Genomic DNA, 12,821 nt, shown 5'->3' with positions numbered 1-12,821 from the left:
CTCGTCTGCCGGTGCGCAATGCCGCCTGAATCTCGAAGGTGCCCGTAAAGAGACATCGCAAAGAGGATTCAGTCAGATGGCCAGACACATCGTTCAAGCAATCCAGTCTCATGCGTTCGGCACGCCGTACAAATGCGCGTTGTCCGATTCACGCGGCGATCTCAGCTACGCCGATCTTGACCGTTTCAGCACCCGTTTCGCGATGCGTCTGCAGGATCTGGGCTGCCGCCCGGGCGACCGCGTCGTGATGCTGGCGAGCCGCCGCGCGCTGTTGGTCGCGGCGATCATCGGCGTGTTCAGGGCGGGCTGCGTACACGTGCCGCTCGATCCGCGCATGCCGGCCGACCGCCTGCGCTACATTCTGCACGACGTCGCGCCGACGCTCGTGATCGCCGACGAGGACTCGACCGACGCGCTTGAACACGCGCTGCCGTCCGCCGCGCCGATCATGCCGGTAAGCGAGCTCGAGCGTTTCCTCGCCGACGACGATTCGGCGCGGTTCGATGCGCTCGTGCAGCCGCTGCCGCTGCCGCCGCTCGACGAAACCGCGATCGCGTACTGCATCTACACATCCGGCTCGACCGGCCGCCCGAAAGGCGTGCTGATCAATCATCGCAGCATCGCCGACTTCTTCAAAGGCACGCGCGTCGTCTACGACGTCACGTCGCAATCCCGATGCGCGAGCTTCTCGCCGCTGCATTTCGACGTGTATCTGATGGACATGCTGTTCCCGCTCGCGCAGGGCGCGTCTTTGTACGTGCACGACGACGTGAACGCGCCCGACTTGCTGTTCGACGCGATTCGCACGCACGACGTCACGCATTTCTCCGCGTGGGGCATGATGCTCGGCCTGATCGCGCAGGCGGGCGAATTCGAGACCGCGCCGCTGCCGCACCTGAAGACGATCCTCACCGGCACCGACGTGCCGGACGTGAAGACGATCCAGCGCTGGCTCAGGAAGAACACGGGCGTGCAGGTGATCAATGCATATGGTCCGACCGAGGCGACCTGCGCGTCGACCGCGCACGTGATTCGCGAGATCGAGCCCGAGCGGCGCGCGCTCTATCCGATCGGCAAGCCGCTCGAGCACGTGCGGACGCTGCTCGTCGACGAGCGCGGCGAGCGGATCACGGCGCCCGGCGTGCCGGGCGAACTGATGATCGGCGGCACGCAGGTGATGCAGGGCTACTGGAACTTGCCGGAGGAGACGGCGGCGCGGCTCGTTCGTCTGGACGGCGTGCCGTTCTATCGGACGGGCGACGTCTGCACGTATCTCGCCGACGGCAGCCTGTATTACATGGGCCGCAAGGATAACGAAGTGAAGATCGGCGGTTATCGGATCCATTTGAGCGAAATCCAGCGAGTCATCAACAGCGTGCCGCACGTGTACGGATCGGAGGTCGTGCTGCTCGAATCGCGCTACGGCGAGACGTTGCTCGCCGCCGGCGTGCTGTTCGAGCGGGACGCGTCGCTCGATGCCGACCTGCAGGTCGACGAGATCAAGCAACGCCTCGCGGCGGAACTGCCCGCCTACATGGTGCCTCGCCACGTCACGGTTCTCGAGCAGTTTCCGCAGTTGTCATCGGGAAAGACGGATCGCAAAGCGCTTCTGTCGATATTGCAACACCGCATCAACGAAAGTAACCAGGAGGAAGTGAATTCATGAAAACCGAAACGATGTTGATTCAGATTCTGGAGAGCGTGATCGGCGTCAAGAAAGTGACGGGCGATACCCGTTTTCTGGACATCGGCGGCAATTCGCTCAATCTCGTCGAAGTGCTGAAGCAGATCAAGGCGAAAACGGGCGTCGCGCCGTCTCCGAGGCTGTTCTTCGACAAGACGCGCTCGACGGTGACGGCGTTGAGCGCCGAAATCGACGCATTGCGCGAACTCAGCAACGCCGCGGCCCCGGTCGCGGGCTGATCCGGGGGCGTTTCACGAGCCGCGCGAGCGGCGGCCGCGACAAGCAGATTTTTCAGGACATGGCGCCTTGCGCCACATTTAGGAGAACTGAGATGCAAAAGCGTTTTCACCTGTCGGAAGCCGAGCAGAAGTTCTTTTACGAGAACGGCTATGCCGGTCCGTTCACGCTGTACGAGCCGGAAGAAATGACCCGTGTCTGGGAAGACGTGCGGATGGATCTGCTCGACGTGACGAGGGCGGCGTTCCCGAACAGCAAGCTCAACTACGACCGCCATCTCGACATGCCCGCGCTGAACCAGATCATCAGTCATCCGAAGATCGTCGACCGGATCTCGAGCATCCTCGGCCCGGACGTGCTGAGCTGGCGCACCGAATGGTTCCCGAAATATCCGGGCGACGAAGGCACCGACTGGCACCAGGCCGAGAGCTTCGTCGAGTTCGAGGGCACCGAGAAGCTCGAGCCGACGGCGGCCGAAGAAGGGCACCCATGGGAGCTGACCGCGTGGGTGGCGATGAGCGAGGCGACGAAGGAGAACGGCTGCCTGAAGCTGATGCCGGGCAGCCACCGCACCTGGTACTTCGACGAGAAGCGCAACATCCCGTTCGAGCCGGAGAACTTCAACAAGCGCGTGCTCGACGACGGCCAGAAGTCGGGCTTCTACGGCTACGACTACGAGAAGCTGAAGCTCGATCCCGACTGGAAGCCGGATGAGGCGCGTGCGGTGCACATGGAAGTGAAGCCGGGGCAGTTCTTCATCTTCACGTCGCGCTGCATGCACGGCTCGAATGCGAACACGAGCAAGGATTCGGTGCGCTTCGGCTGGGCGACGCGCTTCGTGCCGACCCACGTGAAGGTCTACTCGGGCCAGGACTCGTTTCACCATTTCGGTGAAGTGCTGCCGCTCGAGCGCTACGCGACGGTACTGGTGGCGGGCGAAGACCGCTATGGCCATAACCGCGTGACGAAGCCGCTCGCCGCCGTGGCAGCGCTCGCGTAAGCGATGGACGGCGCCGACATGAATGCATGCGAGGCCCGCTGGTTCCTGTTCGGCGCCGACGAACGGAAGCCCGACGCGCGAATCCGGCTGTTCTGCTTTCACTACGCGGGCAGCGGTGGTTCGATCTTCCGGCACTGGGCCGCATCGCTGCCGGACGAGGTCGAGCTCGTCGCCGTGCAGATGCCCGGCCGCGAGAATCGTCTGAACGAACCGCTCCTGTACTCGATGGACGAAGTCGCAGCGCCGTTCGTCGACGCGCTCGCACCGCTGCTCGATCGGCCGTTCGCGTTCTTCGGGCACAGCACGGGCGCGCTGATCGGCTTCGAGGTCGCACGGGTGCTGCGCGCCCGTGCGCACCCGCAGCCGCGGCTGCTGATCGCGTCCGCGCAGAACGCGCCCGACGTGAAGCCGGAGGTGATTCGGCATCGGCTGTCGGACGCCGAGTTCGTCGACGTGCTGCGCGGCTGCAACGGCACGCCCGACGCGATTCTGGAGGATCCGGCGCTGCTCGAGCTGCTGCTGCCGCGGATTCGCGCGGACGGCGCGGTGTTCGAGACGTATCGATACGAGCGGCAGGCGCCGCTCGATTGCCGGATCGTCGTCTTCCATGGCGTCGACGACAGCCTCGTGCACGACGACGGGCTCGCCGGCTGGGCGCGCGAGACGCGACAGAGCTTCGCGCGCTACCGGTTTCCCGGCGACCACTTCTTCATTCACGACGAAGAGGCGTCGGTGCTCGACCACATCAACCGCGAGCTCGAGCCGCTCTTGAGCGACGCGAGCTCCACTCTAATCGGATGACAGACAAATGGCGCAGTGGAATTCAGATGACGAGCTGTTCGCGCTGCTGCGCGCCGAGCTCTCGACCTGTCCCGTCAGCGACGTGATGGAGCAGCTCGGGTTCGCTGACCCGATGCTGCCGCCGGAGATTCGCCCGCTGCGTCGCGACATGGTGATGATCGGCCGTGCGATGCCGGTGCAGGACGAGCCGCCCGTGCCGCACGGCGGCCTCAAGCGTTACGACGCGAAGCCGTTCGGACTGCTGTTCGAATCGGTCGAGGCGCTGCGCCCCGGCGAGGTCTACATCGCGAGCGGCGGCCCGACCGCAGTCGCGCGGCTCGGCGACCTGCTGGTCTCGCGCGCACGCAAGCTGGGTGCGGCGGGCGTCGTGCTCAACGCGCACGTGCGCGACGCGAGCGCGATGCTCGATCTGAAGCTGCCGGCGTTCGCGCACGGCTCGTACGCGTACGGACTGCAAGGCCGCCACAACGTCGTCGACTATCGCTGCTCGATCACTATCGGCCACGTTCGGGTGCGGCCCGGCGATCTGATCTTCGGCGACGGCGACGGTGTCTGCGTGATTCCGCGCGAAGCCGAGCAGGAGGTCATCACGCGCGCGATCGCGAAGAACCGGCTCGAGCGCAAGGTTCGGGACGCGATCGCAGAAGGCCGCAGCGTCGTCGACGCATTCAATCAATACAACGTCATGTGAGGAGCGCAACAGCGATGAAAGCGAGTTATGTGTGGAAGAACGGCGAACTGGTGCCGTGGGAGCGCGCGCAGGTACATGTGATGAGCCATGCGCTGCATTACGGGACCAGCGTGTTCGAGGGCGTGCGCGCCTACGAGATCGGCGACAAAGCGGCGATTCTCTGCGGCCGCGAACATTTCGAGCGTCTGCTGTTCAGCTGCAAGGTTGCGCGGATTCCGTCGCCGATGAGTGTCGGACAGTGGATGGAAGCGACCGTCGAGACGCTGCGCGCGAACGGTCAGCGCAGCGCATACATCCGGCCGCTCGTCTATCGCGGCGCGGGCGAATCGCTCGGGCTCGACGCGCGGCAGTGCCCGGCCGAAGCGCTGCTCGTTACCATGCCGTGGGGCGCGTATCTCGGCGACGAGGCACTGCAGCAGGGCGTCGACGTGCAGGTCAGCAGCTGGCGGCGCAATGGCTCGGGCGCGGCGAGCACGCTCGCGAAGATCGGCGGCCAGTACGTCAACGGCCAGGCGATCGTGATGGAGGCGCACGAGAACGGGATGAGCGAGGGCATCGCACTCGACGCGAACGGCTTCGTCAGCGAAGGCAGCGGCGAGAACGTGTTCCTCGTCTACAAGAACGAGATCTTCACGCCTTCGATCGGCAGCAGCATCCTGAGCGGCATCACGCGCAATTGCGTGATCCGGATCGCGCGCGACCTCGGCTACACCGTGACCGAAACGAGCATGCCGCGCGAAATGCTGTATCTCGCCGACGAGATCTTCTTTACCGGCACGGCGGTCGAGATCTGTCCGGTGCGCTCGGTCGACCGGATGCCTGTCGGTAGCGGCAAGCGCGGCCCGGTGACGAAGGCGATCCAGGATCAGTACTTCGGCATCGTGCGCGGCACGCATGCGGACAAGTGGAACTGGCTCACGCCCGTGCCGGTGCAGGCACGCGACGGAGCACGGTCATGAACGCACGTGAATCGGCGGCCGATTCGCCGTGGCTGATCGTCCATGCGGCGTGCGAAGCGCGCGTGCGTCTCTTCTGCTTCCACTACGCGGGCGCGACCGCGTCGATTTTCCGGACGTGGCCCGGTGGCTTGCCGGACTGGGTCGAGGTCGTCGCGGTGCAGTTGCCCGGCCGCGAGTATCGGCTCGGCGAGCCGTTGATCGAGCAGGCGGAGCCGATCGTCGCGGCGCTCGCGGAAACCGTGCCGCCGCTGCTCGATCTTCCCTACGCGTTCTTCGGCCACAGCATGGGCGCGCTGATCGGGTTCGATCTCGCACGCTTGCTGCGCGCGCGCGGTTTCGCGACACCGTCGCTGTTCGTCGCGTCGGGCCGCAGCGCGCCGCGCTTCAAATGGCGGGACGCAGGCATCCAGGCGCTGCCCGACGACGCGTTCATCGCCGCAGTGCGCGATTACAACGGCACACCCGATGCGCTGATCGCCGATCCGGCGTTGCGCGACCTGTGGCTGCCGCGGCTGCGCGCTGATCTGACGATCTCGGCGACGTACCGCTACGTCGAAGCGCCGCCGCTCGATTGTCCGATGCTGGTGTTGCACGGCGCGAACGACGGCCTCGTCAGCGATGCCGGGCTCGAAGGCTGGCTCGCGGAGACGAGCGGGCTCGTGCGCTACGTCGGGTTTTCCGGCGGCCATTTCTTTATGCACAGCGAAGAAGAAGGCGTGCTTGCCGAACTCGGTCGCGAACTTGAGCATCTGCTCGCGCACGACGCGGCGGGCGCGCCGAGCGGCATGGGCGATTCGGCGGCGCGCGTGCGTCATTTGACGGAGGAGAGCGAAACATGAAGAACAAGTCATCGCGAACGCGCGTGGCGATCCTCGGATCGGGCAGCATCGGCCTCGATCTGATGTTCAAAGTCAAGGCATCCGAACAATTCGATCTGAAGTTCGTCGTCGGACGCAATGCGCAGAGCGAAGGTCTCAAGCTTGCGCGAAGCTGCAACGTCGAGACGTCGAGCGACGGGCTCGACTTCCTGAAGGAGCACGAGGACGCGTACGACCTCGTGTTCGACGCGACGTCGGCCGCCGCGCACAAATTCAATAATCGCTTCTTCTCGGATGCGGACAAGTTCGTGATCGACCTGACGCCCGCGAAGCTCGGACGCCTGTGCGTCCCATGCATCAATCTGGATGACATGGGCGCCGAGCAGAACGTGAACCTGATCACCTGCGGCGGGCAGGCGAGCCTGCCGCTCGCGTACGCGCTGAAGCAGGCGGTCGACGAGATCGAGTACCTGGAGGTGGTGTCGGCGATCGCGTCGCGCAGCGCCGGCATCGCGACGCGCGAGAACATCGACGAGTACATGACGACGACCGAGTACGCGCTCGCGAAGTTCAGCGGTGCGAAGAAGACGAAGGCGATCCTCAACATCAATCCCGCCGAGCCCGGCGTGCGAATGCAGACGACGCTCTATGCGTATGCGCGCTATCGAGATTTCGAGCGGGTGCGCGCGCGTGTCGCCGACATGGTCGAGAAGGTTCGCGAATACGTACCCGGCTATCGGCTCGTCGTCGAGCCGCTCGAAAGCCAGGGCAGGATCACGATCGGCCTGACGGTGCGCGGGCGCGGCGACTATTTGCCCGAGTACGCGGGCAATCTGGACATCATCAATTGCGCGGCGCTCGCGGTCGCCTCGCATCGGCATGCAACCGCCAGACAAGGAGCCACACAATGATACTGATCAGCGATGCGACCTTGCGCGACGGCAATCACGCGATTCGTCACCAACTGAGCGCCGCGCAGATTCATGCGTATGCGCGCGCGGCCGACGACGCCGGCATCGACGTCGTCGAAGTCGGGCACGGCAACGGCCTCGGCGGCTCGTCGTGCCTGCTCGGGCAGACGCCTATCGGCGATCGCCTGATGCTCGAGACCGCGCGCGCCGCGCTGCGCACGAGCCGGCTCGGCGTGCATTTTATTCCTGGGCTCGGCAAGGCGGCGGACATCGCGCTCGCGCTCGAGATCGGCGTCGACGTCGTGCGCGTCGCGACGCACTGCACCGAGGCGAACGTGTCTGCTCGCTTCATCGAGCAGACAAGGCTCGCCGGCCGGACGGCGTTCGGTGTGCTGATGATGTCGCACATGGCGCCGCCCGACGTGCTGCTCGCGCAGGCCCGGCTGATGGAGCGCTACGGTGCGCAGGCGGTGGTGCTGATGGACAGTGCCGGCTATTCGACGCCGTCGCTCGTGCGCGCGAAGGTCGAACGTCTCGTCGACGGTCTCGACATCGACGTCGGCTTTCACGCGCACAACAACCTCGGGCTCGCGGTCGCGAACAGTCTCGTCGCGCTCGAAGCGGGCGCGCGCATCGTCGATGCGTGCGTGAAGGGCTTCGGCGCGGGCGCGGGCAATACGCAACTTGAGACGCTCGTCGCCGCGATGGAGCGGGAAGGGCACGACACGCGCACGACGTTCGAACGTGTGCTGACGCTCGCGCGCAGCACTGAGGCGTTCCTGAATCCCAAGACGCCGCACATCCAGCCGGCGAACATCGCGAGCGGGCTGTACGGGCTCTTCTCCGGCTACGTGCCGCACATCCAGAAGGCGGCGCAGGAGTTCGGCGTCAACGAGTTCGAGCTGTACAAGCGGCTCGCGGAGCGCAAGCTCGTCGCCGGACAGGAAGACATCATCATCGAAGAGGCGAGCCGGCTCGCGCGCGAGCGGGACGCGCAGCGCGCGACCGACGGCGAGCGGATTCGCGAGCTGTCCGCGTAAGCACGCGGACGCTGCTTCACATGATCGAACGATCGAACGAGGAGGCAATCGTGGCCGGTTTGAATGAACGAGGTTTCGGCGCATGGGATAGGGTCGAGCGCGAAGTACTGACCGATCAGATCGAGCGGCAGGTCGTCTCGGGTGACGCGCTGACGATGGCGAAGCTGTTCCTGAAGAAAGGCGCGTTCGTCGGGACGCACTCGCATCCGAACGAGCAATTCACTTGCATCCTGGAAGGGCGCCTGCTGTTCCGCTACGGCGCGCAACTCGAGCACGAGGTCGAGGTTGGGCCGGGCGAGATCCTGCACATTCCCGCGAACGTGCCGCACAACGCGCTGTGTCTCGAAGATGCAGTCGATCTCGACGTGTTCACGCCGCTGCGGGCCGACTGGCTCGCGCCGGACGGCAATCGCTATTTCGCCGGCGCGTCGGCCGCGGCTTCGTCCGCGTCGGCGGCCGGACGATGACGACCACCATTAAAGCCGACGAACCGAGGAGGCGCCGTGCTCATTCAGGATGCATTGCTCAAGATGTCGTTCTACGTGTCGCTCGTGCTGATCGTGCCGGGGCCGACGAACACGCTGCTGCTGTCGTCGGGCCTGAAGGTCGGCCTGCGCGGCACCTGGCACCTCGTGATCGCGGAGGCGCTGGGCTATGTCGTCGCGATCTCGCTATGGGGATTCTTCCTGCTGTCGGTGGCGGCCAGCCGGCCGTGGCTCTTCGGCACGATCAAGCTGTTGAGCGCCGCGTACATCCTGTGGCTCGCAGTCAAGATGTGGACGAAGAGCCGCGCGCTGCACGACCTGTCCGCCGGCCCGATCGGCTTCGGAGATCTGTTCGTCGCGACACTGATGAATCCGAAGGCGCTGCTGTTCGCGAGCACGATGTTCCCGCTCGAAGCGTTCAGGTCGCTCAGCTACTTCGGATGGGCGGTCGTCGTGTTCCTGATCGTGCTGGCGCCGATCGGCGTTGGCTGGTCGAGCCTCGGCGGCCTGCTGACGTCGCAGCGTTCGTGGGCCGCGCATACGTCGACGTTCATGCGCGGCGCGTCGCTCGTGCTCGCGATGTTTTCGGGCTCGCTCGCGTATTCGGTGTTGGGGCACTGAACTCGCTCGCGGGCGTGAGGCCTGCGAGCGAACGTCGGCAACAGGAAGAATGGGCGAGCGCGGCACGCGGCGCCACATTCATTCGGAGATGTAGCCTTCCGCCAGAAAGCCGAACTGCTTCGCCTTGTTCGCGCTTGTCTTGATGTGGCCGCTATTCATTTTCTTGTTGATCGACGTGAACAACTGATAAACCGCATGCTCCTCGAGCTTCAGCTCTTCGGCGACGTGGCGTGCGTTGCCGCCCCTGTCGACGAGCCGCAACGCGACGAGTTCGCGATGGCTGAGCGACATTTCCCTGGCGAGCATCTGACGCTGTGAGGTGACTTTCCATTCGAGCATCTCTGTCGCGAGTCCGCGCAGCGTTCGCCGATTGCGCCAGATGATCTCTTCGCCTAGCGCAGGCGGAAGCGACGAACTGACGTGCAACAAACCGATCGTGTCGTCGTCGCGACGGTGCGCAGGAAAAAACACGTTGCTGGTCAGGCCGAGAAATTGCGTTTGCTGATTCAGCCAATGATCGGCCGGCAGCGTCGCGAGCGTTGACACACGCAACGGGCGCGTGTCGTTGCGCGCATGCGCGATGGCGGGATCGTTCAGATACCAATGACGATGTACATAACGGTGTGCCCAAACGGGCGTTCCGCCGATCAATAATTCGTGGCTCGTCAGGTTTCCGGTTTTCTCATCGATCCTTAAGTAATGGTAAAAACAGTTTGTTGCGCCGCATTCAGTGATCGTGTTGCGCATCACGGTCAATAAACCACTTTCGCTGATGCATTCCGATGCGAATTCGGGTTGAGCTGCTTTGTTTGCGAACGAATTCATGGATTTTTCTGGAAAGTCAACTACTGATCGATATAAAATTTCCAGCTCCGCTGAATAAGGATCGTGTTCGATGAATGACGCAACGGTCGCGCCATCGAACAGATCCACGCGTTGCACGAACGCCGGCTGACGCGGCGCGGCATGATGACGCTCGAGCAAGTATCCTTGTGCTACTTCACCACATATCCTGAGCGATATCTGTTTGTCGCCGATGACGCCGTTGCGTTCCAGGGCAACGTTCACATGCGCGCGTTCGATAGGAAATACTGTGCGATTTCGAGCCATACGCGCCAGGCCATGCTTCGAGGATTCCGAACTTCATGACGATTCGCCGCGACCAACCGGAGCGCCGAGCTGGCGGCGAATAGCGCAGCGAGAAATCGCTCGCGGTGTGTGGGGTCGGAGGCATGCGTTGAATTGCGTTCTTTAACTTACTGCGTCTACATATTGGTTAGCAATACAAATGTTTAATAAATTGTATTGTCTTTGGTAATTATTTCCTTGTCCGGAATTTTTTTGGTGGCCAATAAATTTAGGTGGGAATTGAATCGGAAGATTCCTAGATGGACATTCGATCCAGAGATGCATATCGTGATTCGATTCGGCGACTCTATCGATAATGCGAGCGATTTCTGTCTCGATGCGACCAGAACATTGGACATGTAATCATCGGCGGGCAGAACCTCTGCCGCCTTCTGAGCGATTCGGTCGCCGTATAAGAGGACCCGGTCATGCCATCCGGTAGCACGGGCTCGGATGGCGTGGGCCGTCACCATCGCGATGCAGCGTGCATGCGACAGGCGTCGGGACAAAGGGCGTCGAGTGACGGGCAATTCGCAACGTTTACCTCCCTAGCTAGTTCATTAAAGGCCAGGCGGATATGCAGGCGGTGGTCTGCAGAATGCCGGGCGCAGCCGGATAGGCCGCGCATGCGCGAAGCGCTCGGACGAGCACGCCGCATCTGCCTGTTGGACGGATGCCGCGGTCGAAAGAGGCGGGTCGAAGAGGGTGTTCGGCCGCCGTCTGGTGGCTGGATGCTTCTAGTGGTCTGTCTGGTGCTGCGAGCGCCGGGTGCGCACCGCGGAAATCCACGAACCCGGTGTGATGCCATAAGTGCTCTTGAAGTGCCGCGACATGTGACTCTGATCGGAGAAGCCCGCGTCGGTGGACGCGGTCGACAGCGATTCGCCTTCCATCAACAGCCGGCGCACGAGACTGAGCTGCCGTTGCGTGCGAAAGCGGCTCGGGCTCGTGCCGAACAGCGTGCGGAACTGGCGGGCGATGGTCCAGCGGTCGATTCCCGAGACGTGTTCGAGCGTGTCCATCGAGATCGGCATGTGCGGGCGCGACGCGATGATATCGCGTATGCGCGTCAATTCGGTCACGGCGAGCGTGCCGGCCTTGGGCGCGTGGCTCTTCGCGGCGGCGGCCGTCAGCAGGTTCGCGACGGCGACCGCGATGTCGATGCGGGATAGGTTGTCGATTTCTTCATCCAGATTCCAGATGCCGGCAACGAGCCCTTCGGCGATAGCGGGCGCTTGGACGATTGGCGAGCGGACGAAGGGAAGCATGCGGCCGCCGAGAGCTTCCTGGACGAGCGCGGGATCCACGTAGACGATCCGGTAGCCGAAGCCTTCGTCGGTTCCCGCGCGGCCGTCGTGCAGTTCGTCCGGATGCAGGATATGGCACTGCCCCGGCAGGCAGTGGTGGGTTTCGCCGAGATAGCGGAATGTCTGCACGCCCGAGAGCGTGATTCCGATCGCGTACGTGTCGTGACGATGAGGCGTGAACGCGTGATCGAGGAAGTGCGCTTCCGCGCGCTCGATGCCCGTGGCGCCGGATCCTATCCGGATGTGATTCCTGTCGGGCGCAGTGTCGCGTGCACAATCGTTCAAGACAGCCTCCGTGGCGCTTCCATAAGCTATCTATTCAAAAAATGGTGCAATGGAGCATCGATGGTAAACCAAGTCGACCTTGTTTCGGATATGTTGCGCTCTCTTTTGACCCTGCTCCTTGCAGCGGTCGTCGTGATGGGGAGCCCCGGGCCCTCCACGGTCAGTGCGACGGCGATGGGCGCGTCCTATGGGGTGCGACGATCGCTCCGATATGCTTGGGGCCTCATTGCTGGCACGGTCGCCGTATTGCTTCTCGTGTCGACGGGAGTGACGGCATTTGTGATGTCGATGCCGAACGGCACGAGGGTGCTCAACGTCATTTCCGCCATCTACATTCTCTATCTCGCATACAAGATTGCAACAGCGCCGCCGCTTGACGCGCGCGCAGGAAGCGTTTCGTCTCCCGCGTTCAAAGGCGGCTTCCTGTTGGCCGTCGCCAATCCGAAGGCGTATATCGCGATTGGCGCCGTGTTTGCAGGGACGACGCTCGTTGCCAGCAACTATAGCCTGGATGCCGCCGCCAAGATCGTCCTGCTGAGCGTGATGATCATCATCATCCATCTCGGCTGGCTGCTGGCGGGGGTGTCGTTGTCCCGGTTCCTGCACGATCCGGTTGCGTCCCGCATCATCAATGTTTCCTTGGCGGCAATATTGGCGATTGTTTCGATGATTGCGCTATTTGAATGAAATAATTGTCGCGAAGACGTTATCGATTGCAGTTCGTTGTTTTTGAAGGGGCGCAGTTGGGACGGCAGATTCGGCGTCGGAGCCGATCGGCCGCTCGCCATCGGCGGCGCGGGCGACCCGATCGTAAGTGCCGATGCGAGCATGCTGCCTTGGCGCGATTCCGGCGC

14 protein-coding genes are annotated in these 12,821 nt (G+C 63.4%); 12 read left to right on the top strand and 2 right to left on the bottom strand.

From position 1 onward, the window contains the following. The first annotated feature begins 76 nt into the window (after positions 1-76). The 11 genes from WS62_RS00790 (at position 77) to WS62_RS00740 (ending at position 9,247) form a co-directional block, all read left to right on the top strand. The gene (locus tag WS62_RS00790) at positions 77-1,666 is read left to right on the top strand and encodes an amino acid adenylation domain-containing protein (RefSeq protein ID WP_066566431.1); all 1,590 of its coding nucleotides are present in this window, start codon (positions 77-79) and stop codon (positions 1,664-1,666) included. Further along, positions 1,663-1,923: an acyl carrier protein gene (locus WS62_RS00785; RefSeq protein ID WP_010110190.1), complete on the top strand. Its 261-nt coding sequence runs from the start codon at positions 1,663-1,665 to the stop codon at positions 1,921-1,923. Before WS62_RS00790 ends, WS62_RS00785 begins: the two co-directional genes overlap by 4 nt. A gap of 92 nt (positions 1,924-2,015) precedes the next feature. Next, the gene (locus tag WS62_RS00780) at positions 2,016-2,921 is read left to right on the top strand and encodes a chlorinating enzyme (RefSeq protein ID WP_059472738.1); all 906 of its coding nucleotides are present in this window, start codon (positions 2,016-2,018) and stop codon (positions 2,919-2,921) included. 3 nt (positions 2,922-2,924) lie between these two features. Then, positions 2,925-3,722, top strand: a complete 798-nt coding sequence (locus WS62_RS00775; protein WP_066566428.1) for a thioesterase II family protein — start codon at positions 2,925-2,927, stop codon at positions 3,720-3,722. Between the two features lie 7 nt (positions 3,723-3,729). After that, entirely contained in the window at positions 3,730-4,413 is a 684-nt protein-coding gene (locus WS62_RS00770; RefSeq protein ID WP_066566426.1) for an RraA family protein, read from the top strand. Positions 4,414-4,427: 14 nt separating this feature from the next. Further along, positions 4,428-5,372: a branched-chain amino acid transaminase gene (locus tag WS62_RS00765; RefSeq protein WP_066566424.1), complete on the top strand. Its 945-nt coding sequence runs from the start codon at positions 4,428-4,430 to the stop codon at positions 5,370-5,372. Then, the gene (locus tag WS62_RS00760) at positions 5,369-6,211 is read left to right on the top strand and encodes a thioesterase II family protein (protein WP_066566422.1); all 843 of its coding nucleotides are present in this window, start codon (positions 5,369-5,371) and stop codon (positions 6,209-6,211) included. Before WS62_RS00765 ends, WS62_RS00760 begins: the two co-directional genes overlap by 4 nt. After that, on the top strand, positions 6,208-7,101 hold the full coding sequence (locus WS62_RS00755; protein ID WP_066566421.1) for an acetaldehyde dehydrogenase (acetylating): 894 nt from the start codon (positions 6,208-6,210) through the stop codon (positions 7,099-7,101). Before WS62_RS00760 ends, WS62_RS00755 begins: the two co-directional genes overlap by 4 nt. Then, complete coding sequence (gene dmpG / locus WS62_RS00750) at positions 7,098-8,141, top strand: 4-hydroxy-2-oxovalerate aldolase (RefSeq protein WP_066566418.1); 1,044 nt, start codon at positions 7,098-7,100, stop codon at positions 8,139-8,141. The genes WS62_RS00755 and dmpG overlap by 4 nt, the downstream gene beginning before the upstream one ends. 59 nt (positions 8,142-8,200) lie before the next feature. Beyond that, complete coding sequence (locus WS62_RS00745) at positions 8,201-8,608, top strand: cupin domain-containing protein (protein ID WP_066566937.1); 408 nt, start codon at positions 8,201-8,203, stop codon at positions 8,606-8,608. A gap of 36 nt (positions 8,609-8,644) precedes the next feature. Beyond that, entirely contained in the window at positions 8,645-9,247 is a 603-nt protein-coding gene (locus WS62_RS00740; RefSeq protein WP_066566416.1) for a LysE family translocator, read from the top strand. A 78-nt stretch (positions 9,248-9,325) separates the two neighbouring features. On the opposite strand, the gene WS62_RS00735 is transcribed toward WS62_RS00740, so the two are convergent. Together WS62_RS00735 and WS62_RS00730 are read right to left on the bottom strand one after the other, a co-directional pair. Next, positions 9,326-10,357, bottom strand: a complete 1,032-nt coding sequence (locus tag WS62_RS00735; RefSeq protein ID WP_066566415.1) for a helix-turn-helix transcriptional regulator — start codon at positions 10,355-10,357, stop codon at positions 9,326-9,328. 755 nt (positions 10,358-11,112) lie between these two features. Then, on the bottom strand, positions 11,113-11,967 hold the full coding sequence (locus tag WS62_RS00730) for an AraC family transcriptional regulator (protein ID WP_066566414.1): 855 nt from the start codon (positions 11,965-11,967) through the stop codon (positions 11,113-11,115). A 93-nt stretch (positions 11,968-12,060) separates the two neighbouring features. Between WS62_RS00730 and WS62_RS00725 the strand changes: the two genes are divergently transcribed. Further along, positions 12,061-12,654 carry a LysE family translocator gene (locus tag WS62_RS00725; RefSeq protein WP_197422739.1) on the top strand — a complete coding sequence of 198 codons (594 nt, stop codon included), beginning with the start codon at positions 12,061-12,063 and terminating at the stop codon, positions 12,652-12,654. The last annotated feature ends 167 nt before the right edge of the window (positions 12,655-12,821 follow it).

The sequence above is a fragment of the Burkholderia sp. ABCPW 14 genome (genome assembly GCF_001523835.1).
Lineage (GTDB): Bacteria > Pseudomonadota > Gammaproteobacteria > Burkholderiales > Burkholderiaceae > Burkholderia > Burkholderia mayonis.
Note: the sequence above shows the minus strand (reverse complement) of the source record. Positions and strands in the feature narration are given on the sequence as shown.

Excerpts from the sequence above, each read along its gene's own strand:
- WS62_RS00790 (WP_066566431.1), top strand. The coding sequence starts at position 77 with ATGGCCAGACACATCGTTCAAGCAATCCAGTCTCATGCGTTCGGCACG.
- WS62_RS00785 (WP_010110190.1), top strand. The coding sequence starts at position 1,663 with ATGAAAACCGAAACGATGTTGATTCAGATTCTGGAGAGCGTGATCGGC.
- WS62_RS00780 (WP_059472738.1), top strand. The coding sequence starts at position 2,016 with ATGCAAAAGCGTTTTCACCTGTCGGAAGCCGAGCAGAAGTTCTTTTAC.
- WS62_RS00775 (WP_066566428.1), top strand. The coding sequence starts at position 2,925 with ATGGACGGCGCCGACATGAATGCATGCGAGGCCCGCTGGTTCCTGTTC.
- WS62_RS00770 (WP_066566426.1), top strand. The coding sequence starts at position 3,730 with ATGGCGCAGTGGAATTCAGATGACGAGCTGTTCGCGCTGCTGCGCGCC.
- WS62_RS00765 (WP_066566424.1), top strand. The coding sequence starts at position 4,428 with ATGAAAGCGAGTTATGTGTGGAAGAACGGCGAACTGGTGCCGTGGGAG.
- WS62_RS00760 (WP_066566422.1), top strand. The coding sequence starts at position 5,369 with ATGAACGCACGTGAATCGGCGGCCGATTCGCCGTGGCTGATCGTCCAT.
- WS62_RS00755 (WP_066566421.1), top strand. The coding sequence starts at position 6,208 with ATGAAGAACAAGTCATCGCGAACGCGCGTGGCGATCCTCGGATCGGGC.
- dmpG (WP_066566418.1), top strand. The coding sequence starts at position 7,098 with ATGATACTGATCAGCGATGCGACCTTGCGCGACGGCAATCACGCGATT.
- WS62_RS00735 (WP_066566415.1), bottom strand. The coding sequence starts at position 10,357 with ATGGCTCGAAATCGCACAGTATTTCCTATCGAACGCGCGCATGTGAAC.